We start from the raw sequence: 23,729 nt of genomic DNA, 5'->3' as shown, positions 1-23,729 counted from the left end.
AGCGCGCACACCCGCTCAATGATACGCGTCGGGGGCGGGGCGGGCAAACGCGGGCGGCAAGTACTCAGCGGAGGGTCAGCAAGACGACCGCAGCGGCCCCGGCCGCGACGACGACGGCCACCGCGATCGCGATCCCGACGGCCAGGCGGCGGCGGGCGCGACGACGTCGGCGCTGCTCCGACGCCGCGGTGTCGACGACGGGTTGGAGCGGATGCCGCTCGGGAGCCGTGCGCTCGGCGAAGGCCGTGCGCACGGGACGCGCGCGATAGATCTCGGCGGGGGCGTTCGGCGACGGCGTCGAACCGCGCGACGGCGGCGGCGCGGCGGGCGCGGGATCGAGGACCCGACGCGTCGACAGCGCGGTCTCCTCCGACACCGGGGCGGATGCGGGTGCGCCGGCCCGGCGGGCCGCGATCCGCGTGTCCTCCGCGGGCGGCTCCGCGGGAAGAGCCGCGGAGCCGCGGCGGGACGCTACCTCGGTCTGCTCTTCGACGTCCGGGAGCGGGACCTCGCGCGCGCGGCGGGCGGCGATCTCCGTGGCCTCGATGTCCGCCGCGGTCGAGGTCCGGCGGCCGGGCGCCGTCCGCTCCTCGGGTAGATCGCTCACGCGTCGCTCCGCACGAGCCGGATCTCGGCGTCGCCGAGGAGGAAGCGATCACCCGCCTCGATCTCCTCGCCGGGGGTCGCCTCGACCTCGGTGCCCATGAGAGTGGCGAAGACGACGCCGTTCGTCGAGCCGAGATCGGTGATGTACCAGCGGTCCTGGCGGAGCACCAGGCGGGCGTGGGTCTTGGAGACGGTGCCGTCGTCGATCGCGATCAGCTGGGCGCGCGGGTACGCAGCATCCGGAGCCGGGCGCCGACCGAGCAGCACGGTGTCGGACGCGATCGTCACCGGCGTCCCGCGCGGGGGCACGAGGGACCACTGCGTGCGGCGGCGTCGGGCGATGATCGTCTCGTCGGCGGGCTCGTCGGGGATCTCGGGGCGCACGTGCAGCGCGGAGACCGAGGTGCGCGCCGACCGCGGCGCGCCGGCGTCGGGGGCGCCGACGATGGCGGAGACCTCGCCCGACAGCTCCGGGAAGGAGTCGGATGCCGGCAGACGCGACCGCCGCGGTGCCCACGGCTCGTCGGAGCCGTCGTCCGACCCGCCGTCCGAGGCGGCAGGCAGGCGCGTCACCGGCGGGGAGGTGAGCGGGGGGACGGGGGCGCCCGGCGCGGCGCCGGCGGAGACGGGGGCCGGGGCGTCGGTGACGGCCCCCGTGACCTCGCCGGTGAACTCGTCGTTCGCCGAGATCGCGAACCCCTCCCAGGGCTTGCGGGAGACCGGCTCCGGCTCGGGAGCGGGCTCCGGCTCGAACTCCGGGTCGGGCTCGGGCTCGGGCTCGGGCGCCGGGGCGGGCTCCGGCTCGGGCTCCGGAGCGGGGGCGGACGCGCGGGCAGGCTCCGGCTCCGGCGCCCGCTCAGGCCGTGCCGGCGGCGCGAACGTCGCCGGCAGCGGTTCGACGGGACCGGTCAGCCAGGCGATGAGGGGATCCGCCGCCGCCGGATCGACCGGCTCCTCCACGCGGGTCCGTGAGACCGGGATCGCCGCGGTCGGCGCAGCCGACTCGACGGGATCGGGCGCCACGTCGACGACCGGTTCCGGCTCGAGCTCCGGTTCGACGACCGGTTCCGGCTCCGGCTCCGGCTCCACGAACGGCTCCGGCTCCACGAACGGCTCCGGATCGGGCTCGGGCTCGACGGACGGCTCGGGTTCCGGCGCCGGCTCGGGTTCCGGCGCGACCTGCGCCTCCGGTTCCGGGGTGGTCACGGGCTGCCACCACGCCGCGGCCGCGGGGCGTCCGACCTCGGTCGCCCCGTCCACCGCGTCCTCCCGATCCGCGCGGTGCGGAGCCGGGAACGGCCACGGCTCGACCTCGGGGAGCGGAGCGGACGCATCCGCGTCGACGCCGCGGGAGGCGCCATCCGGAGCGGGGAAGAGCGGGCGCTCCTCGGGGCGCGGGGTACGCCGCGGCCCCGCCGGCGCGGCGTGCTCGGCGGCGCCGAGCCAGCGTGCTGAGCCGAAGCCGACGACCGAGGCCCACACGGGGAAGAGGAACGCCGCGAGGACGGTGATCCCCGCGGGAAGACCGAAGTCGATCCCGATGCGGTAGCAGGCGACGATGATCGCCACCCAGACGAAGATCGGGCCGACCGGGAACAGCAGCCACAGCAGCAGCAGCCAGCCCGACATCCCCGCCAGGCGCAGCAGCACGACCTGGTTGAGGATCGGCACCCAGGCCTGCCAGCCGGGGCGTCCGGTCTTGCGGAACACGGCCGCGAGGGCGAGGGCGGTCCAGACGTAGACGGCGACGCCCACGACGAGGGTGATCATGCCGAAGACGACGGCGGTGGAGTCTGCGGTGGCGTTCATGATGCCTGACGCGCGGGTATCGGGTCCCGGCGTCTCCCCCTCTCGGAATCTCGTGCACCCGCATCGGGTGACACCTGACGCACGAATGACCTCAACGATACGGTCCGCACGATCCTGCGCCAGACGCCGCCCTCGCGCATCAGGTGTCGGCGTTCTTCGTCGACGGTCTCCCAGTACCGGGTGGTCTCGGCCGGTGTCGGCTCGCCGCCGGAGAACGCGGCGCGATCGGCCGCGACCGCGAGCTCGTCCCCGTGCGGCGTTCCCCAGCGGGACGCGAGCTCGGAGCGGGTCAGGATGCCGGGCGCCGAGCGGCCCGCATCGACGGCTGCGTCGACGTACTCCTCCCAGCCTCCGGCGATGCGCGCCGCCCCGTCGGCGGCGCGGCGCCGCGCGCGACGACGCGCGGCCTTGGCGCCGAGGACGAGGGCGAAGGGCCCGAGGAGCAGGAGGAGGGCGAGGAGGATCAGTCCCGCGACGCGGAGCACAGGCCACAGCCACGACAGATCGGTGCCGGTCTCCTCCTCGTCGCGATCCTCGGAGGCGGAGTCCTCCTGCACCGGGTCGGGCGGGACGACGTCTTCGACGGCGTCGGGGAGCACGTCGGTGACGACCTCCGGGTCGCGCTGCTCGGTGACGTCGAGGCTCGGCGACTGCGCGTACTGGGGGCTGGCGTCCAGCGCCACCCATGCGCCGCCGGCATCCTGCACCTCCACCCACGCCGCGAGGTCGCCCGCGCGGCAGACCCCGTCCTCGCACGCGCTGAGTCCTGCGGGGGCGCTGAGGCGCGTCCCCACCACGACCCGCGACGGGAAGCCGAGCTCCTGGGCGATGAGGGCGGCGGCGACGGCGAACTGCTCGTCGTCGCCGACGGCGGCGACGTAGTTGCCCGACGCCTGAGCCCGAGGATCGTCCTCGCGCTCGAGCAGGCGGGTGAACATCTGATCCACGCGGGCGAGCGAGTGTCCCGACGTGCTGGGCTGGAAGCGGTAGTCCCCGAGCTCCGCAGCCCAGGCGGGCTGCTCCTCGCCCACCGTGAGGGCGTGGCTGAGGTAGCCGCGCTCGCGGAGGAGCGTCACGAGCTGTTCCAGGGCCGCCCCGTCTTCGCCGACGCGATGCCGCTCGACCCAGGTGCGGAGGCTCTCCGGCGCCTCGACGGCAGCGGATGCCGTGCCGGGCGCGACCGCCGCGCTGACTTCCAGCGGGGTGGGTTCGACGGCACGCAGGCGATAGCGGTCGCCGTCCTGCCAGCCGCCCTCGACGGTCTGCACGGCCGCATCCGCGCCCGAGCTGTAGTAGAACCGATCGGCGAGCGCCACCGCGCGCGGGCCCTGGAACTCGGCCTCGACCAGCCGGCCGGCCGACGGCATCCAGATCCCGGGGAGGTCGCCGACGACGATCGTCGCCTCGACCTCGGCCCCCTCCCCCGCGGGGCGCACCGCGGGCACGCGGACGAAGCGCGACGGGGCACCGGAACCGGTGCGGAAGACTTCGCCGTCGTAGCTGTCGAGGACGGCGAGGCGCACGCGTTCGGGCGCGGCGCCGCCCGCCTCGACGGTGAAGAGGACGTCGTCGATGCGCTCGTCGGTGAAGAGGGCCCGGTACTCCGCGAGGGGGCTGGTCGCCGCGGTGAGGGAGATCTCGGGGCCGACCGCCCAGCGGAGGGTCTGCCGTTCGGAACCCGCCGCGGTCATCGGCACGACGGCACCCGCGATGACGACCGCTCCCGCGAGCATCGCCGCGCCGAGGGCCGTGCGGCGACGGTCCGATCCGCGGGCGCGACGCCCGACCTGCACCTCGCCGGATTCGGCGGCGCGGGCGAGGGCCCGCACCCGCTCGTGGTGCGTGCGCCACGCGAGCCAGGCGAAGCACACGAAAAGACCGGCGAGTCCCAGTGCACTCTCCCGGGGAGCACCCAGGGTGATCGGGCCGAGGGCCAGGGGCGCACTCACGACGGTCCGCCCGAAGAACAGCCCGAACCCGAGCATGACGAGACCGAGGGGCACGGCGAGGAGGGCCACGCGCCCCTCCCGCCACGACAGGCGGAGGAGCGCGACGGTGCCGACGAGGAAGACGACCAGCGCCGGAACCAGCAGGTTCCGGTAGTCGCCGACGGGGAGGTCGACGGTGAGGAGGTCCTTCCACGCCAGGACGAGACCGGTCCCGAGCTCGCCGAGACCCCGGAGGAGGTCGGCGGGACCGCCGAGGCGTCCCGGGACGGCGAGCGGTACACCGAGGACGAGGAGGGCACCGGCCGTGACGGCGGCCGTCGCGGCGAAGCGCCACCGCAGCAGCGCGGTTCCGATCGCGATGCCGGCGGCCACCAGCGCGCAGACGGCCACGAGGATCACGAAGGCGGAACCGGCGTAGATGGGCCACGCGGCGACGGCGGCGAGCACGACGATCGCTGCTGAGAAGACGGAGCCGGCCACGACGGCGGCGCGCGCGGTCGCGCGACGGCTCACGAGGTCGCTCCGCGCAGCAGCAGGCCCGAGAGGTCGTCGAGCGTTCCGACGGTGAGGACCGTCATCCCCGTCAGCGCCCGCATGCGCGGGTGTGCGCGCTCGTCGCAGACGACCGCGACCACCGCGGTGTCGACCGGGAACGCCAGCGCCGCCTTCTGCAGCGCAGCGAGCGGCACTGTCGAACCTGTCACGAGCACGGCGACGGACAGGCGCTCCTCGCTCTCGGCGGTGAGGCGGCAAACGTCGCCGAGGGCCATCGTGCTCTCGAGCATCTCCACGCCGCTGAAGCCGTCGAGCATCGGTCGGGGAGCGGCTGCCGGCACGCGGCGGATCGCGCGGAGGCGCCCGCGGACGACCCGGGGGATCTCGGATCCGGTCACCACCGCGACGTCGCGCGCATCCCGGATCGCACGGAGTCCGAGCGATGCGGCGCACGAAACGGCGAGTTCGTACTCGTCGGCGTCGGCGTACTCGCCGCGCGCGGCGGAGAGGATGACCGCCATGCGGGAGCGGCGCGACTCCTCGTACTGACGCACCATGAGGCGGCCGGTCTTGGCCGTGGAGGCCCAGTGGATGTGACGGCGCGAGTCGCCGGGGGCGTACTCGCGGATCGCGTGGAAGGACATGTCCGCGTCGACGAGGCGCCGCGTGGGGCTCCCCTCGAGATCGCGGATGAGGCCCGCGCTGGTGGAGGGGAGGGCGACGGTGCGGGGGTGGACGTAGATCTCGTGGACGTCCTCGAACGCGTGCTCGCGGCGGAGGAGGGCGAGGGGGTCGGCCCGCACCGTGGTGGCGGGTCCGACGGTGACGACGCCGCGGCGGAGGCCGGGGAGCGACAGCTCCTGGGCGACCTCGTTCCCGGGGCGGAGGAAGGGCACCCCGACTTCGACCAGGCCCTGCCCGATGGGGACGTCGATGCGCCCGGGGAGGGCGGCGCGGGGAGCGACGTTGCGCACCACGACCCGGCCGGCCACCCCGGTCCCGGCGACGACCCGCTCGTGCGCGAGGTCGAGGTCGACCGCGTAGGAACGGGCACCGAAGAGGAAGGGGATCGCCACGATCAGCAGCACGAGGGCGGCGACGCCGGCGATCATCCACTCGACGTACCCGAAGCGGATGCCGAGCACCAGGCCCGCGGTCGCGGCGACGAGCATGAGCGCACCGGCGGGGCGGACGGTGCGTCCGAGCCACGCCGCGGCGCGGCGGAGCGCGCGGACGGTCGTCCGCCACGCCGCCGCTGCCCACACCGCCGCGCGCAGGAGCGCGCGATCGCGCCCGCTGACCGCGGAGGTGGCGGTCAGCTCGCCGCGACCGGTGGTGCCGGTGGCGGCCGAGGTGCGGGTGAGGCGGGACTCGGTGAGACTCATACGGCCTCTCGGCGGCGGGGCGGTGCGACATCCAGCAGCACCTGGCCGATGACGGCCTCCTGCGTGACGCCGTCGAACTCGGCCTCGGCCTGGAGGATGAGGCGGTGCGAGAGCACCGCGACGGCGAGCGCCTTGACGTCGTCGGGGGTGGCGTAGGTGCGCCCCTGCGACGCGGCACGCGTCCGGACGGCGCGGGTGAGGGCGAGCGCGCCGCGGATGCTGACGCCCAGGCGCACCTCGTCGGCGGCGCGCGTGGCGTCCACGAGACGGGCGATGTAGTCCAGCACCAGCGCGTCGACGTAGACCTCGGCGGCGAGGTCGGCCATCCCCGCGAGCACCTGGGGGGTGACGATCGGGGTGAGCTCGGCGGTGTCGATCGCCGCCCCGTCGAGGATCCGGACGGTGGCAGCGTGGTCGGGGTAGCCGAGGGAGGTGCGCATCATGAAGCGGTCCAGCTGCGCCTCGGGGAGCCGATAGGTTCCCGCCTGCTCGACGGGGTTCTGCGTGGCGAGGACGAGGAACGGCTCGCCCACCGGGCGCGTGACGCCGTCGATCGTGACGCGGCCCTCCTCCATGACCTCGAGCAGCGCCGACTGGGTCTTCGGGCTCGCGCGGTTGATCTCGTCCGCGAGGACGATGTTGGCGAAGACAGGCCCGGCGTGGAACTCGAACACGCCCTGCTTCTGGTCGTAGACGCTGATGCCGGTGATGTCGCCGGGGAGGAGGTCGGGGGTGAACTGGATGCGGGTGTTGGTGCCCTGCACCGACTGCCCCATGGCCCGCGCGAGCGAGGTCTTCCCCGTCCCGGGGACGTCCTCGAGCAGCACGTGGCCGTCGCTCAGCATCGCGGTGAGCACGAGCTCCACGACGTGGCGCTTCCCCAGCACCGCCCGCTCGACGTTGTCGGCGAGCTGAGAGAAGGTCTGCGCGAACCAGTTCGCCTGCTCCTGCGTGATCGTCATGTTTCCTCGTCCTGCGTCGTGTCGGTCGTCGGGGCGGTCGGGAGGGCGGATGCCGCTCAGGGGTTCGGCGCGGGCTCGGGCTCGGGCTCGGCCGGAGGTGGGGGCGGCGGCGCCTCGGTCGGGGTGCAGTCCGCCGTCACCGTGCCGGTGGCGTTCTGAAGCCCCCAGCCCTGGGCGCTCCAGTCGACCGTCACCGTCGTCTCCATGCGCGTGGCGGCATACGGGACGGTCCAGCTGTCGGCCGTGCGCTCGAGCCTCGCACCGGAAGCATCGTAGAAGCGGAGGTCGGCGTTGCTGAAGGTGACCGCCGCGCGACCGCCACCGGGCGCGTTCGAGGAGTCCCACGTGCGTCCGAGCTCGCCGCCGCCGACGCACGAGGAGATGCCCCACGTCGCCTGCACCTGGTAGGGCGCGCTGCCGGAGCGCGGGGTGACCCGCGCCCAGTCGCTCGCCGTGCCCCAGAACTCGTGGACGTAGCGCACGGCAATCTCGGGGTCGGCGCCGAAGCGTGTGCTCGGGTAGCCGCCGAACTCGACGCGGTTGCGGTTGGGCACGCGCTCGTCCGAGGTCGGCTCGGCGCGGATCAGCCACTCCGCCCGCTGGCCGGTGACGTTCGGGGCCGGATCGACGGCGAAGGTGTAGCCGCGGGGCGCGCGGCCGGACTGCTGCGCGCGAACGGATGCCGTCGCCTCGGTGCGGCCGAACACCCGGTCGTCGAACACCGACTCCACGCATGCGACGAAGCGGTACTCCTCACCGTCGGGGAGGCCGGGGAACGAGGCGGTGGCGCCGTCGGGTCCGGTCTGGCAGCGGTCGCCCTCGCGCACGACGCCGTAGCGGAGCGATGACCCGTCCCCGTTCAGGCGCGCGGTCGCCCGCGCAGTGACGGTCGAGGTCCCGTCGCCGTTGGAGACCGAGTCCAGCACCAGCTGGGCATCCCGCGGGGCCCCGACGCCGTTTCCGGAGACCGTGATCGACCCGCCCGACGGGCTGCCGCCGAGCCCGGGAGGGAGGTCGAAGCGCGAGAACGGCGTGATGGTGATCGGAGAGGTCGTGTTCGTGCCGATGCGGTAGCTGCCGACCTCGACGCGAGTCTGGCCGCGGCGGACGCTCAGGCGCTGGGTCTCGCCGGCGGGGCTCGTGATCTCGAGATAGCCGGTCTCGTTGGGGTCGACGCCGTCGATGACGAGCGAGACGATGTTCCCCGAGCCGTCGCGGGTCTGCACCGGGGCGACCTGGACCTGACCGGGGGTGTTGGGGGCGGCGTACGCCCACGCGGTGGTGCGCACGCCCGAGCGCGATTCGCCGACCGCGTTGACCGCGACGGCGTCGTACTGGCGCTGCTCGCCGTTCGGTGCGGGGATCGAGGGGCAGACGCCGTCGCTGGAGCACTGGGCGACGACCGCGCCCCCGCTGCGGACGACGAAGCCACTGAGCCCCGGGTAGGCCGACCGCGCGGCGCCGGGGTCGATGCGGAGAGTGACCGAGCCGTTCTCGAAGCCGACCTGTCCGATGCTCGCGGGCGCCTTGGGGTAGCCCTGCAGGTCCAGCAGCAGACGACCCTCGCGGTCGCCGGCCGTGGCGCGACCCTGGGCGTCACGCACGGTGAAGGCCGCCGAGCACGTGGCGCCCGGGGCATCCGCACTCCACGAGGCCGTCACCGTCGTGGCGGAGGCGACCGAGAAGCTCACACCGATGCACTCGCCCGTCGGCCGGACGCCGGTGAGCTCGAGCGGCGTCCGCGGCAGCGGGTTGACCTCGCCCGAGGCCCCCACGACCGAGATGCTGCACGACGAGCCGGCGGCCTGCGAGCACTGCTGGGCGACCGATCCGCCGCGCGGCAGGGTCGAGGGCGCCGCCCCGACGCGGAGGATGAGTCGACCGGGCGCGGTCTCGGCGTGGCTCGGCACGGTGACGACGGCCGCTTCGTCGCGACCGGGCACGGCGTCGTCCTTGCCGGTGACGGTGACGGTGCTCCCCGCGAGCGAGACGTCGAACGACACCCCGCCGTAGTCGAGGGCGTACTGGATGCCGTCCCAGTCCTCGCGGAGCTGCCACGTGGTGAGGGTCCGCAGGTCGAAGGTCGCCGTCTCGCCCGGGCCGACCGTGAGCGACCCGGCGCGCAGCTCCGGCTGCGGGTCGAGCGCGACCACGATGATCGGCACGGAGAGGTAGGAGAAGTCCTCGGTCCCGGCGAGCCGCACCGGCACACGGCACGAATCCGACCACGGGGCGCCCGCCCCGGCGTCGTAGCGGATGCGGGTGCCGCCGTCGAGCGAGCAGACCGCCTCTCCGCGGGCGCCGGACGCTCGGATGTCGGGCCCGATCTCGACCGTGCTGCCGCGGGGGCGGGCGACGAGGTCGGCCATGTCGAAGACGACCGACTCGAGCTCGTTCACCTCGGGCGGGACGGCGCCGGCGCGCAGGGCCAGGGTCAGATCGGCGTCGCCCGGGACGCGGAGGAACGCGTAGGTCTCGATCTCGCCGGACGCCCCCTCCCCCGAGACGCGGAACGGGATCAGGCGGGTGCGCTCGGGCAGTTCGCCGCGCAGGCGCGTGCCGGCCACGTCGACGTCGTCGATGTCGCCCCACAGGGCCACGTCGAGGTCGCCGACGTCGCCCGACGCCCAGGTCGCCTTCCCGTCGAGGACGTCCACGCCCTCGACGAAGTCCTCGCGCGTCTCGGCCGTGAGGACGGTGTCGGACACGATCGGGTAGTCCGGCACGCTCTCGCGCACCACCCGCACCACGATCCGTCCGCGCGCGGTGTTGCCCGAGCTCGACTCGAGGTCGTAGAGGAACGACATCGTCGCCGGCTCGGTCCCCGCCTCGATCTCCAGCGACGTGTCGTCGCGGGAGAGGATGCGCTCGGCCAGCCGCGTGTACTCGGCGGTGACCGCGCCGTCGGCATCCGTCTCGGGGAGATCCGGCCGCACGTCGGTGAGGGTCAGCGAGCCGAGGGTCGGATCGACGTCGTTCGCGAGCGGGGAGACGCGGATGCTGTTGCCCTCGCCCGCCTGGACCTGCACGTAGTCGGTGTAGGTGATCGGGCTGGGGTTGGTCTGTCCGTCGAGGACGCCGACGCGCACCGTCCCCTCGCCCGTGGCCCCGAAGGCGTCCACGACGCGATAGCGGAAGGTGACCTGGCCGCGATCGCCGGGGACGCTGGTGTAGACGATGCCCGCGCCGTCGGCGGCGATCGTCGCCGCGCCGCGCTCGGGCTGCTCGAGGATCCGGTCGAGGGTCACGCCGTCGCCGTCGGGGTCGACGCCGAAGCCGTCGAAGTCGATGCGGGTCGTCTGGCCGCTGAGGACCCGGCCCTCGATGGTGTCGGCCACGGGCGGGCGGTTCGCCTCCTCGTCGAGGACGCGCACGCGCACCGTGGCGTCGTCGGCGAGGGAGGGGGCGCCGGTCGTGTAGACCGAATAGGTGATCGTGTAGTCGCCCGGCTCCTGCGGCGCGAGGTAGCGCACGACATCGGACGACGCGAAGGCGAGCGCGTCGGGCGACGAAGAGACGACGGATGCCGGGTTCAGCGTCGGGCGCCCACCCGCCGGGGCGACGTCGTTGGCGAGGGCAGGGATGTCGATCTGCGCCCCGGCCCGCACGACGACGCGGTCGTCGACCGCGATCGGGGCGAGCTCGGGAGCCGGTGGGAGGAGGTAGACCGTCGCCTCGCCCTCGACGCTCGCCCCCTGGTCCTCGGTGCCGTCGCTGACGACGTAGCGGACCGTGCCGAGCCGGCCCGGCTCGCCCGACGCGGTCGAGCCGGAGACCCGCAGCTGGTTCTGGCCGACCGCGTCGACCGAGAGCACCGCGCCCGGGTCGGCGGCGGTGGTGACGTCGCTGAGGAGGAGCACGCGGCGCGTCGGGTTGGAGACCGCGGCGAAGATGTCGAGGGTCGCATCCTCCTGCGGGTGGACGAAGGCCACGACCGGGGAGGTCGCCAGCTCCGCCGGCGCGTCGGCGGGCAGAAGCGTGATGCGGGTCGTGCCGGTGGCCTCGGTGGAGCCGTCGGTGACGGTGAAGTCGACGCGGTACGTGCCGGGCTCGCGCGCGGTGAAGTCGAAGCCGGTCGTCCCGCCCGTCACCGTCGCCGTCGCCGCGGCGTCGTCGAGGACGCGCACGGACTCCAGCGACAGCGACCCCGTCGTCCCGGAGACGTGCGGGGCGACGTCGACGTTGATCGCGCCGCCGACGACGTCGCGGACCGCGAAGGACTCCACGGCCAGGCGCGGCTGGGGCGAGACGCGGACGACGAGCTGACGCTCGGTGGTGTTGCCGGCGGTGTCCGACACGGTCACGGCGAGGTCGATGAGCTGCTCCCCGCCCGCGCCGTCGTCGGAGTGCTGATAGACGACGTCGCCCGACGGCGTCGCGGCGACGCTGCCGATGCCCGACCGGTTGACGACGGAGAGGAGGAGCAGCGGGTCGGACTCGGGGTCGACCCAGCCGGGGAGGATCGGAACGGTCACAGTGCCGCCGCGCGCGACCTCCGGCGCCGGCCACTCGACGAGGCACCGCTCCACCCCGCACCAGACGGGGGCCGAATCCGCATCCTCGCCCACAACGGTGAGCGTGACCGTCGTCGGCTCGGAGGCGAGGCCGTCCGCGGTGGTGCCGTCGGTCACGCGGTAGCTGAAGGTGGCCGAGCCGGTCGCGCCCGGCTCGGTGCGGACGGCGAGACGCTGCGCGTCGTCCGTGACGGTGACGGTGCCGAAGCCGGGGTCGAGGCCCGTGACGGAGGTCGGATCGATGCTGAGGACGTCCTCGTTCGGATCGTGGTCGTTCATCAGCACCGGGAGGGTCGACAGGCTCCCCGCCCGCACGCCGAATGCGTCGGGTTCGGCGACCGGCGGCTTCGGGTCCAGCTGCACCGGCAGCTGCTCCTCGGCGGGAACGGCATCCGGATCCACACGATCGTCGAGCGACCAGTTCTGACTCGACGGCACGAGCTGCCCGTCGGGCACGGTCCACGCCCACCCCGAGCGCGTCTCGTTCAGGATGATCGATCCCCCGCCGTCAACGAACACCGGCCGGCGCTCATCGCCCAGCGACTCGCCGCCGTAGTCGAGCGTGCGGGGCTCCGCATCCGATCCCCAGAGGATGCCTGTGCCCGTCCCCTCGGGCAGCCACGCGGCGTACACCTCGCCGTCGCGCTGGATGGGCCGAGCCGGGATGCCGAGGACGGTCGCCCCGGTGCCGAAGGCGATGTCGGCACCCGACCCGTCCGGCGCGACGCGCACGAGCGCCGTCTCGGTGGCGACGTAGATCTCCTCCGCCGTGGACGAGGGCTCGGCGACCGTCATCGCCCCGGTGGCGGGAAGCGGCGGCGCATCCTCGGCGTCGCGGAGCCACATGCGGCCGGACTCGCCGTCCACCACCGCCCACGTGTCGCCGGCGGCGGTGACCGCCGGCGCGGCGATCTCGTCGATCTCCAGGGCGTCGCGCCCGCGCACCTCGCTCCGGCCGATGTCGTAGCGGAGCACCGAGGCATCCGCGCGGGAGTAGGCGAACAGCACGCCGCGGTCGTCGATCGCGACGGCGTCGGCGGTGTACGCCGCGGCATCCTCGTCGGTGGAGGGGAACGGGTCGAGCGCGCGAGGCTGCTCCCCGCCGAGAATGCCGACGTAGACGGTGCCGGAATCGGTGAGGTACGCCACCCGATTTCCGGATGCGGCGACGTCGATCGTGCCGGGAGGCGTGGAATCCGAGGCCCGGAGGGCCTCTTCGTCGAGATCGGCGGGGAGGGCCTCGTCGATGCGGGTGATCTTGCTGAAGGAGTCGCTGAAGAGGTAGACCCCGGCGGGAGAGGAGACCACCGCATCGGGATTGCTGATGCTCCGAACGGTGTCGAGCTCGCCGACCGCGGTGTTCACGCGCGCGTAGCGGCGACCGTCGCCGGTCTGCAGCGCCCACACCGACGTCGACGCCTCGGGGGTCTCCTGCGCGTCGAGGCCCGGCCACACCACGGCGATCCCCACGACGAGGGCTCCGGCGGCGACGCTCGCGGCGAGGGCGGCGATCGTGCGGCGACGCATCAGAACACCCCCACGGCCCACAGGGCCCCGATGACCGCGCCGACGGCGACGACGAACGACAGACCCGCCGCGATCCACGGCACGGTCGTGCTCGCGCGCGGCCCTCGCGCAACCGGGGTGGAGATGTCGGTGTCCTCGTCACGCGCGAGGGAGGTGACGTCCGCGCCCGGCCGGCGCTTGCGGCGGTCGTCGCGCTCGAGCTGCGATCGCACCGGGCCGCGGAGGGAGGAGTCGGCGAAGTCCACCGGCGCCCCGGCGGGAGCCCACTCCTCGTCGGGGATCTCCAGGCGGGTGATCGACAGGCCGAGCTCGGCCTGCACCCGCTGGAGCGCCTCCGCGAACGCGCGGGCCGAGTCGAACCGCTTCCCGGGGTCGCGCGCCATCGCCGTCGCGAGCGCCACCTGGAGCGAGGCCGGCACATCCGTCCGGGGGATGTCGGTGTATGCCGCGCGGGCGATACGGCGGCGCAGCTGCTCTTTGGTGTTCTGCCCGCGCTCGCGACGCTCGAATGGGCTGTGCCCCGCCAGCAGCGAGTACACCGTCGCGCCGAGGCTCCACACCTCGCTCGAGATCGTCCCGGCGGTCTGCTCGGCGATCACCTCGGGCGCGCTCCACGGGATCGACATCGCCAGCACCTCCTCGGCCTCCAGCCGCAGAAGCGAGGACGAGATCCCGAAGTCGGCGAGGACAGGGGCCCCGAAGGTCGTGATGAGGATGTTGCTGGGCTTCACATCGCGGTGCACGAGGCCGGCACGGTGGGCGGACTCCAGCGCACCCGCCATCCGCACCCCGGTGGAGAGGACCTCCTCGACCGGGATCCGCTCGAGCCGATAGCGCTGGGCGAGCGACCCGGGGCAGTACTCCATGACGATGTACGGGCGACCGTCGGCGGAGATCCCCGCCTGGTAGACGGTGACGATCGCGGGGTGCGCCGACAGGTGCGCGAGCACATCCGCCTCGGCGTTGAACATGCGACGAAGCTCCGGGTCGCGCACGTCGCTCGGCATCACCTTCACCGCGACATTGCGGCGCGGCATGTCCTGCTCATAGAGGAAGACGTCGGCGAATCCACCCGATCCGAGAGGGCGGACGTACGTCAGGCCGGGCAGGATCGGGGGCGCGGACGGGAGGCGTGTGGACACGTCACCTCCTCGCTCGGACGCCCGCCGGCGCGCGGAAGCACTCGCCGGGGAAACCCGGACATGCTAACAAACCGCGCCCGCGGGTACGTCCGCGCCGCGACCGGCCCGTCACGCGTGTGGGTCCCGCGGGTCGAACGGCGCATCGAGCGAGCGGGTGAGCTCGTCGAGCATCGCGGCGATCTGGGGCTCGACGTACTGGGTGACCGCCGCCTGCACGCGCACGCGGTGGTGGAGGAGGATCGTGCACACCTCCCGGCCGACCATGTTCGCGAAGTCGTCGGCGAGGGACACCTCCTGCCGCAGCGCCGCCTTCGCTTCGTCCGTAAGCGGCGGGAGGGCCGGGATCGCGGCATCCACCTCCTCGGCGAGACCCGCGATGGTGAAGAGGAACGGGGCGCCCGGCTGCGGCTCGGGGTCCAACGGCAATCCCTCGAACTCGGGCTCGAGCCCTTCGGAGGGGAGGTAGGTGCGCGCGCGGTTGCGGGCTGCCTGCTGGTCGAGCTCGGCCTGCAGCATGGGCAGGTTCTGAGCGGTGTATTCCGCGACCGAGCGGTCGACGATCGTCTTCACGCGCGTGGAGAGTCCGTGCTGCACGCCGTGCGGGACATCGGCGCCGAGCCCCACGGCTGAGAGCACCGGCGAGCCGAAGCAGCGCCGGCACGGGGCGACGCGTCCGCGGTGCGTGGCCGGTTCCCAGCGCGGCAACCACGCCAACCAGGCGTCCACGGCCTGGCTGACCTGCGTCTCGAGCGAGCGCTCCACCGTTCCACGGTAGCCCGTCGGGCGTGTCATCCGCGGGATTCCGGGCTTCGGCGCGCTCTCACTCCTCGTCCGACTCCCGCTCCCACGGCCACTGGGCACGTCCGCCGCGGGTGCGCACCATCGCGATGGCGGCCACAGCCGCGAGCAGGGCGGATGTCGCGACCGCGAGCCCGAATGCTCCGGTGACGTGACGGAGGACGACCGCGGTGGCGACCCCGAGCTCGCCGCCGACGATGAGGATGCCGAGCGCCGCCACGAGGGGGTAGGCGAGGAAGCAGGCCAGGGCCGTCCACAGCGCCGAGGCGTAGCTCGGCTGGGGACGACCGAGCCCCGGGCGGAGGGTGAGCAGGAAGGCGAGCGTCATCCCCGCCATCGCGAGGATGCCGGGGATCTGGCCGAGCCCGGGCTCGGCGATCACGCTCGCGTCGAGGAGGAGGCTCGTCATCCCGAGCGCGAACACCGCCAGGGCGAAGAACGTCGCCGTCGACAGAACCAGGGCCAGCCGAGGGCTCATCGGCCCCGGCTGACCCCGGTCATGGTCGTGTTCGGAGGTCACGCGCGGACCAGCTGCGGTCCTGCCTCGAGCGTCCGCTCGTACTCCCGCTGCGCTTCGACGTTCAGCTCGGTCACACGGCGGCCGCGCGCCGCGACCCACGCGCCGAACCAGATCGTCAGCTCGCGGCCGATGATGAACGCCGCGATCGCACCCGGTGCGAGCAGCTGCTCCTCCGCAAGGGCCGCACCCTCGCGGGCGGTGAGCATCCAGAACGGCGCCTGGAAGAGCTGGCCGAGGATGTGGCCGGCGTAGGCGGCGGCGCCCACGAGCAGGCCGAAGATGACCCACTGTCCCCAGCGACCGCGGTTGATGATCGCGCCGAGGAGCCAGAAGGCGACGAAGAAGACGACGGTGGGAACCCAGAGGGACCACGTGCCGAGCATCGCGAGCGCTTCGGTGCCGATGTTCTCTCCGCTGACCTCGCCCGCGATCGCGCGGAACCCGATCCACGCGCCGAGGTACAGCACGGCGAAGGCGAGCGCGGCGAGGAGGCCGATCGCCCCGGCGGCGGCGCGGTTGCCCCGGGGGCGAGGAGCCTCCGGCGCCTGGACGAAGATCGGCTGCGGCGCGAAGGCGGTCGTGGCGGCGGCGCCGGCACCCACGCCGGCGGCGGCACCCGCGGCGCCGTAGCCCGAGCCCGGCTCGCTCGCGGTGACCGTCGGCGCGTCCCGATCCGGGTCCGTGGCGTAGGCGGTGGTCGCCGCGGACGAGTCGTGGACGGGCGCGGCGGCGGTCGTGTCGTCGTACGCGGAGGACGTCGCCGCCGGTGCGGCGGCGGGCGTGTCGTACGACAGCGACGAGGCCTCCGGCGAATCCCACGGGTCGGGCTCGGCCGCGGGGGCAGAGTCGGCGGGTGCGGCATCCGTCGACGCGGGGCTGTGCGCCATGTGCGCGTCCGCCGGGTCGGCGGCCCCCTCGGAAACGACGGGATCGTGGTGGACGGGATCCTGGTGGACGGCGGGCGGGGCGGATGCCGCGGCCTCGGCCTCGGCCAGGCCTTCGTTGGCGCGACCGACGACGTCACCGTCGGCCGGGGTCGGCTCCTCGACCGGCTCGCCGTAGGACGACTTGGGGTCACTCATCGAAAGCACTCCTCACGCGGGTTCGGTTCCGCTCCTGCAGGGTAGCCTCTGGCACCCCCGGGACCGCGGAGGCGTGCCGCGTCGCGGGATGTCGGGCGCGCCGCGCGGGACGACGACCTTGTTAAGGTGTGGTGATGGACTCCCTCCCCGCGCGCATCGTCGCGTCCGCGGCATCCGTCCTGGTCGTCCTGTCATTGGCGGCCTGCGCCCCCGAGCCCGACGATTCCGCGACGCTCGGCCCGACGCCGTCGGGCACGCCGACGCCCATCGTGACCCTCACCCCCGACGCCACCCCGACTCCGCTCGCGCAGATCCCCGACGACTGCCGGTCGATGCTCACCGAGACCGTGCTCTCGCAGCTCGACGACATCCCGCTCAACGACCCCGAGGCCGGTGTGTCGACCGGGCCGCGTCCCGACGGATCACTCGTGTGCCTCTGGCGAGACCCGGGCGCCGACACGACGTTCCTGCAGACGACGATCAGCGGCCTCGCACGGGGGCCGGCGCTCGATCTCCTCAACGACCTCGCCGACGAGCAGGACTTCACCTGCTACACGCCCGAGGGCGGGACCCGCTGCGAGAAGACGTGGGAGAACGAGACGTATCCCGTCACCGACGGCCGGACGCTCTTCTGGCGCGACGGCATCCTCATCGACACGACGTTCTCGAACCTGGCGCCGTCCGGATACACCTCGGCGATCATCGCCGGAATCTGGGGCTGACCGGCCGGAGGCCTGGACGGGTCACCATCCCCAGATGTGCTTCTCCAGCCGGGCGTCGAACTCCTCGGGGTATGCACCGTCGGCCGAGGTGACGATCCACATGCCGTCCCGGACGATGTGGTGCTCGCTCGCCCCCGCCTCGCCCGCCGCGTTCCCGCGGTCGCAGCGGAGCGCGTCATCGGCGCGGACGCACGTGAAGCCCTGACCGCGCAGCGCCGCGTCGACGAGACCGGCGGCATCCTCCCCCACGCGGGTGAACGCGGTCGTGATGGCCCCGGCATCCGATCTCCAGGCGCATGTGACGACCACGTCCGGACCGAGCGCGTCGATGAGGGCGTCGGCGCCCGTCGGCGGGGCGTCGGTGCTCTGGTCGAGCAGCGACCCGCCGCGCCACGTGAGCTCGCTCCAGAGACTGTCAGGGTAGGCCGCGCGGCAGTCGACGCCGCCCTCGGCGAGGGCGCGGCGCACCTCGCCGTCTTCGCGGTCGAGAGCAGCCGCCTGCCGGGCGCTCGCGTCGCGGAGGGTGTCTCCCACCCAGGCGACGGAGACCGGGATCATCGGCGCCGCCAGCCACACCAGAGCGCCCACCACCGCCGCGCAAAGAATGCCGACCGGCACCGCGATCCAGCGGTTGCGTCCCGCGACCCGCGTCATCTTCCGCCCTCCCGAACGTCCTCTCCCACGGTACGCGCGGGGTCCCGCACCGCTCGCGCGGCACGCGCGCGGAAGCCTGCGCGCCGCGGAAAGTTATCCACAGGCGGTCCGGCACCGCGTGCCGATGTGTCTAGGATCGCGTCTCATGCGCCCGTGCGCCGGCGGTTTCACCTGTTGGACACATGAGCGTCAGAATTCGTGCGTTTTGCGAGCCTACGGTCGCACAATCGCGCTGATTCAGCCGTCACCGAAACCTGCGTTCTGACACCGAGGAGATTCATGTCCGTCCCACCCCGCTCCGGGAGGCGATCGCTCCTCGCGACCGTCGTCGCCGCAGCTCTCGCCGCCGCCGGCACACTGGCGCCGCTGCCGGCCGCAGCTGCCGAGGGCTCCCGCGTCCTCATCAACGAGGTGTACTTCAAGGGAGGCAGCGCCAACGCCGCCTACTCGAGCAAGTTCATCGAGCTCTACAACGACAGCGACGTGGCGCAGAGCCTCGACGGCTGGTCGGTCCAGTACAGCCCTGCGACGCGCAACGCCGGCGCACAGCCCTCGACCTCGAACACCGTCGCCCTCTCCGGCGAGATCGCAGCGCGCGACTACTACCTGATCGGTCTGCCCGGCAACGGCGGCGCGAACGCCGTCGGCGCCGCCCTCCCGACGCCGGACATCACCGGGTCGATGAACCCGGGCGGCGAGAACGGCGTCGTCTGGCTCGCCTCGACCACCGAGCGCCTCGGCCTTCCCACCGGCGACATCGCCGGTGTCGTGAATGTCGTCGACCTCCTCGGAACCGGCACCGCGAACACCTTCGAGGGCGCCGCCGCCCCCGTCACCGGTGGCAACTCCGTCCCCAACTCCCTCGCCCGGACCGGCTTCGTCGACACCGGTGACAACGCCGCGGACTTCAGCCACCCGGCCACGATCACTCCGCAGGCCTCGGCATCCGTCACGCCCGACCCGGAGCCGACCCCGGATCCGACCGGCGACCCCGAGCCCACCGGAGAGCCGACGCCCACCGGAGAGCCGACGCCCACCGGTGAGCCGACGGAACCTGGAACCCCCGCGCTGACCCCCATTCGCGAGATCCAGGGCACCGGCGCCGCCAGCCCGCTCGTCGGATCGACTGTCACCACGCGCGGTGTCGTGACCGCCGCCTACACCACCGGCGGCTACAACGGCTTCGCCATTCAGACCCCCGGCACCGGCGGACCGCTCGACCTGGCGACGCACACCGCCTCCGAGGGCATCTACGTCTTCTCCTCAGCCGCGGCCGCGAAGGTCGCGATCGGCGACCACGTCGAGGTCACCGGTCCGGTCGTGGAGTTCAACGGTCTGACCGAGATCTCCCCCACCTCCGCCGACGCCGTCACGGTGCTCGACGAACCCGCCGAGCCGGTCACCCCGGCCGAGGTCGTCTGGCCCGGCACGGATGCCGAGCGCGAGACGCTCGAGTCGATGCTGCTCGCCCCGCAGGGCGCGTACACCGTCAGCGACGTGTACTCGACCAACTTCTACGGTTCGATCGGTCTCGCCGCGGGCACGCAGCCGCTGCTGACCCCGACCGAGGTCGCCGCACCCGGCTCGCCGGAGTACGACGCCGCAGTCGCCGACAACGCCGCCCGCAAGGTCACCCTCGACGACGGCGCCTCGATCAACTTCAACAGCAACGCCAACAAGTCGGTTCCGCTGACCTACCTCTCCACCACCGATCCGGTGCGCGTGGGCGCGGCCGTCACCTTCACCGCTCCGGTGGTGCTGGACTTCCGCAACGACCTGTGGAACTTCCAGCCCACGCGGCACCTGACGGCGGAGAACGCCGCCGACGTGCAGCCGGTGACGTTCGAGAACACCCGCACCGCGGCTCCGGCCGAGGTGGGTGGCGACATCCGCATCGCCGGGTTCAACGTGCTGAACTACTTCACCACCACCGGCGCCGACGCGATCGCCGCCGGTGCGAGCTGCAGGTTCTACAACGACCGCGCGGGCAACCCCGTCACGGTGAACACCTGCAGCAACGGCCCCGCCCCGCGCGGTGCCGCCGACGACGCCAACCTCGAGCGCCAGCAGGCCAAGATCGTCGCGGCGATCAACGGCCTCGACGCCGATGTGGTCTCGCTCGAGGAGATCGAGAACTCCCTCATCTCCGGCACCGACCGCGACGTCGCGGTGTCCACCCTGGTGGACGCCCTCAACGCCGCGCTCGGCGACGATGTGTGGGCGTTCGCGCCGTCTCCGGCATCCGTTCCGTCCGGCGAAGACGTCATCCGCACCGCGTTCATCTACAAGAAGGATGCCGTCGAGCTCGTCGGCGACGCGGTCATCGACGGCGACGCGGCGTTCTCGAACGCCCGCTACCCGCTCGCTCAGGCGTTCGCCCCGGTGGACGGCGGCGAGGACGACGTCTTCGTCGCGATCGTCAACCACTTCAAGTCGAAGGGATCGGGCTCGGGCGCCGACGCCGACCAGGGCGACGGGCAGGGCGCATCCAACGCCTCGCGCGTGGCCCAGGCCGAAGCGCTGGTGGACTTCGCCGAGGAGCTGAAGGTCGACGTCGACACCGACTACGTCTTCCTCATCGGAGACTTCAACTCCTACACGCAGGAAGACCCGATGCAGGTCTTCTACGAGGCCGGCTACGTCAACCAGGGGGCCGAGAAGACCGACAAGTACACCTACTCGTTCTCCGGCCAGAGCGGCTCGCTCGACCACATCCTGGCCTCCCCGGCCGCGGATGAGCTCGTCACCGGCGTCGACATCTGGAACATCAACGCCGCCGAGTCGATCGCGCTGGAGTACAGCCGGTTCAACTACAACGTCACGAACCTCTACGACGCCTCGCCCTACCGCTCCTCCGACCACGACCCGGTCGTCGTCGGCCTCGCCTTCCCCGAAGACGAGGAGCCGGGAACGGTCGACCTCAACCTGCTGAACATCAACGACTTCCACGGTCGGATCGACGCCAACACGGTGAAGTTCGCCGGAACGGTCGAGCAGCTACGCGCGCAGTACGGCGACGAGAACACCCTGTTCCTCTCCGCCGGCGACAACATCGGCGCCTCCCTGTTCGCGTCGGCGGTGGCCGAGGACGTTCCGACCCTGGACGTTCTCAACGCGCTGGAGATGGCCGCATCGGCGGTCGGCAACCACGAGTTCGACCGGGGCCTGGACGACCTCACCGGTCGCGTCGCGGACGTCGCGGACTTCCCGTACCTCGGCGCGAACGTCTACGCCAAGGGCACGCAGGAGCCCGTGCTCGACGAGTACGCGCTGTTCGAGGTCGACGGTCTGACCGTGGCCGTCATCGGCACCGTGACCGAGGAGACCGATGCGCTCGTCTCGCCCGGCGGGATCGAGACGATCGAGTTCGGCGACCCCGTCGACGCGGTGAACCGCGTCGCGGCCGAGCTCGAAGGCGTCGCGGACGTCATCATCGCCGAGTTCCACGAGGGCGCAGGCGACGGCGTGGTCGAGGGCTCGACGCTTGCGGAAGAGGTCGCCGCCGGCGGCGTCTTCGCGAAGATCGTGACCGAGACCTCTCCCGCGGTGGACGTGATCTTCACCGGCCACACCCACAAGCAGTACGTGTGGGACGGTCCGGTGCCTGGCACCGACACCACCCGCCCGATCGTGCAGACCGGCAACTACGGCGAGTTCATCGGACAGATCGAGCTGGAGCTCGACGCAGTCGACGGTGCGGTGATCTCGTACGAGGGCCGCAACGTCGCGCGCATCGGCGGAGCGGACGCCCCGACCGACGCGCAGCTCGCGGAGCAGTACCCCCGCGTCGCGGAGGTCTCCGCGATCGTCGCGGACGCCCTCGCGGAGGCCGCTGTCATCGGGAACGAGCCGATCGGATCGGTGACCGCCGACATCACCAGCGCCTTCTCCGGCGGCAGCTACGTCGACGGCGTCTACGTCGGAGGAACCCGTGATGACCGCGCCAGCGAGTCCACTCTCGGAAACCTCGTCGCCGAGTCGCTGGTGTCGAGCCTCTCCGCTCCCGAGCGGGGCGGCGCCGAGATCGGCGTCGTCAACCCCGGCGGTCTGCGCGCGGAGCTGTTCTACGCGCCGGACGGCGTGGTCACCTACGCCGAGGCCAACGCGGTCCTGCCCTTCGTGAACAACCTGTGGACGACGACCCTCACCGGGGAGCAGTTCATCCAGGTGCTCGAGCAGCAGTGGCAGCCGGACGGCTCGAGCCGCTCCTACCTGCAGCTCGGCCTGTCGTCGAACGTGTCGTATACGTTCGACGCCGGCGCGGCGCGCGGTGAGCGCATCACCGGTGTCTGGATCGACGGTGAGCCGATCGACCCGGCCGGGGAGTACCGGATCGGCTCGTTCAACTTCCTCCTGCAGGGTGGCGACAACTTCACCACCTTCCGCGAGGGAGCAGACACCCGCGACTCGGGTCTGGTCGACCGTGACGCGTGGATCGAGTACATCCGCGCCAACTCGCCGCTGAGCCCGGACCACGCCTCGCGGGGTGTGCAGGTGACCGGCGTCCCGGCATCCGCCGAGCGTCTCACCGACGTCTCGTTCCAGGTCTCGGGTCTCGACCTGACGTCGCTCGGAAGCCCCGCCAACACCACGCTCGTCCCGAGCGTGGAGGGAAGCGCGGCGACCTTCGCTCCGGTCGCGGTGACGAACGGCGCGGCGACGGTGACGATGACCATCCCGCTGGACGCCCCCGCGGCGACCACCGTGGTTCTCACGGCGCCCGACAGCGGCACCGAGGTGCGTCTGTCGCTCGCGGTCCGCGACATCCTCGAGCCGGTCGACCCGGAGGAGCCCGGCGAGGGCACCGAGCCTCCGGCGACCACCCCGGCTGCACCCGGTGTCGAGGAGCTGACCCCGGCGCTCCAAGGTTCGAACGCCGGCATCAGCGGTGACGTCGTCCCCGGAGGCACCGTCACGGTGCTGGTGGGCGAGCAGTACGCCGGCCAGTGGGTCACTGCGTGGCTGTACTCCACGCCGCAGCAGCTCGGCGGCTGGCACCTCGTGCAGGCGGACGGCACCATCTCGGTGACGCTCCCGAACGACGTGTCGGGTGAGCACCGCCTGGTGATCCTGGATGTCGAGGGCGGCGTCCTGGTCTGGTACGACCTCGACATCCCCGCCGCGGGTGGACAGCCCGCGACCGGCGGACAGACCGGTGGCCTCGCCGTCACAGGTGGCGAGCCCGGTGACCTGACCGGCCTGTGGCTGGCCGTGATGCTGATGATCGGGGCGGGAGCCGCCCTCCGCATCGGCAGCATCCGACGCCAGCGGGCCTAACACCCCACGACGAAGCGCCGGCGGATCTCGATCCGCCGGCGCTTCGTCGTTCCCGCCGCGCTCACCCTCCCCGCCGCCGGCTGAACCGAACTCCTCCAATCCGGCCCCACAGGGCCCGGAACCGGCCCCACAGGCCCCCGCACCCCCGAATCAGAGGAGTTCGGTACGCCGGGGCGGACGCGTCTCGCGGAACCGGGTCGCCCGCCTGCCCGGCGCCAGACCCTGGGACCTCGTCAGCCCTGGCCGGGCCTAACTCCTCAAATCCGGCCCCGAAAGGCTTGGAACCG

Annotated in this window: 13 protein-coding genes; 2 read left to right on the top strand and 11 right to left on the bottom strand. The window is 72.9% G+C overall.

Translation table 11 applies throughout. The features are described from left to right. Nucleotides 1–64: 64 nt before the first annotated feature. The 10 genes from LTL01_RS06935 to LTL01_RS06890 form a co-directional block, all read right to left on the bottom strand. On the bottom strand, nt 65–607 hold the full coding sequence (locus LTL01_RS06935; protein ID WP_236967959.1) for a hypothetical protein: 543 nt from the start codon (nt 605–607) through the stop codon (nt 65–67). Further along, nucleotides 604–2,415, bottom strand: a complete 1,812-nt coding sequence (locus tag LTL01_RS06930; protein ID WP_236967958.1) for a DUF5684 domain-containing protein — start codon at nt 2,413–2,415, stop codon at nt 604–606. The genes LTL01_RS06935 and LTL01_RS06930 overlap by 4 nt, the downstream gene beginning before the upstream one ends. Next, entirely contained in the window at nt 2,412–4,877 is a 2,466-nt protein-coding gene (locus tag LTL01_RS14845; RefSeq protein WP_236967957.1) for a transglutaminase TgpA family protein, read from the bottom strand. The genes LTL01_RS06930 and LTL01_RS14845 overlap by 4 nt, the downstream gene beginning before the upstream one ends. Next, the gene (locus tag LTL01_RS06920; RefSeq protein WP_236967956.1) at nt 4,874–6,244 is read right to left on the bottom strand and encodes a DUF58 domain-containing protein; all 1,371 of its coding nucleotides are present in this window, start codon (nt 6,242–6,244) and stop codon (nt 4,874–4,876) included. Before LTL01_RS06920 ends, LTL01_RS14845 begins: the two co-directional genes overlap by 4 nt. Next, nucleotides 6,241–7,206 carry an AAA family ATPase gene (locus tag LTL01_RS06915; protein ID WP_236967955.1) on the bottom strand — a complete coding sequence of 322 codons (966 nt, stop codon included), beginning with the start codon at nt 7,204–7,206 and terminating at the stop codon, nt 6,241–6,243. The genes LTL01_RS06920 and LTL01_RS06915 overlap by 4 nt, the downstream gene beginning before the upstream one ends. A 56-nt stretch (nt 7,207–7,262) precedes the next feature. Next, on the bottom strand, nt 7,263–13,247 hold the full coding sequence (locus LTL01_RS06910; protein WP_236967954.1) for an Ig-like domain-containing protein: 5,985 nt from the start codon (nt 13,245–13,247) through the stop codon (nt 7,263–7,265). After that, the gene (locus LTL01_RS06905; RefSeq protein ID WP_236967953.1) at nt 13,247–14,389 is read right to left on the bottom strand and encodes a serine/threonine-protein kinase; all 1,143 of its coding nucleotides are present in this window, start codon (nt 14,387–14,389) and stop codon (nt 13,247–13,249) included. Before LTL01_RS06905 ends, LTL01_RS06910 begins: the two co-directional genes overlap by 1 nt. Nucleotides 14,390–14,497: 108 nt before the next feature. After that, a complete protein-coding gene (locus LTL01_RS06900) occupies nt 14,498–15,151 on the bottom strand; it encodes a spermidine/putrescine ABC transporter substrate-binding protein (RefSeq protein WP_236968189.1) in 654 nt (217 codons plus the stop codon). Nucleotides 15,152–15,209: 58 nt separating this feature from the next. After that, nucleotides 15,210–15,665, bottom strand: a complete 456-nt coding sequence (locus tag LTL01_RS06895; protein WP_236967952.1) for a DUF6121 family protein — start codon at nt 15,663–15,665, stop codon at nt 15,210–15,212. A gap of 38 nt (nt 15,666–15,703) precedes the next feature. After that, nucleotides 15,704–16,789 carry an ABC transporter gene (locus tag LTL01_RS06890; RefSeq protein ID WP_236967951.1) on the bottom strand — a complete coding sequence of 362 codons (1,086 nt, stop codon included), beginning with the start codon at nt 16,787–16,789 and terminating at the stop codon, nt 15,704–15,706. A 134-nt stretch (nt 16,790–16,923) separates the two neighbouring features. Between LTL01_RS06890 and LTL01_RS06885 the strand changes: the two genes are divergently transcribed. Then, nucleotides 16,924–17,511 (top strand): hypothetical protein, encoded by a 588-nt coding sequence (locus tag LTL01_RS06885; protein ID WP_236967950.1) that lies wholly within the window; start codon nt 16,924–16,926, stop codon nt 17,509–17,511. Between the two features lie 21 nt (nt 17,512–17,532). Here the strand turns inward: LTL01_RS06885 and LTL01_RS06880 are convergent, their stop codons facing one another. Next, nucleotides 17,533–18,165, bottom strand: coding sequence for a hypothetical protein (locus LTL01_RS06880; RefSeq protein ID WP_236967949.1), 633 nt, complete (start codon nt 18,163–18,165; stop codon nt 17,533–17,535). A gap of 279 nt (nt 18,166–18,444) precedes the next feature. Here LTL01_RS06880 and LTL01_RS06875 point away from each other — a divergent pair, with 279 nt between their 5' ends. After that, nucleotides 18,445–23,442, top strand: a complete 4,998-nt coding sequence (locus tag LTL01_RS06875; RefSeq protein WP_236967948.1) for an ExeM/NucH family extracellular endonuclease — start codon at nt 18,445–18,447, stop codon at nt 23,440–23,442. Nucleotides 23,443–23,729: the final 287 nt, after the last annotated feature.

The sequence above is a fragment of the Microbacterium aurantiacum genome (assembly GCF_021654035.1).
Lineage (GTDB): Bacteria > Actinomycetota > Actinomycetes > Actinomycetales > Microbacteriaceae > Microbacterium > Microbacterium aurantiacum.
Note: the sequence above shows the minus strand (reverse complement) of the source record. Positions and strands in the feature narration are given on the sequence as shown.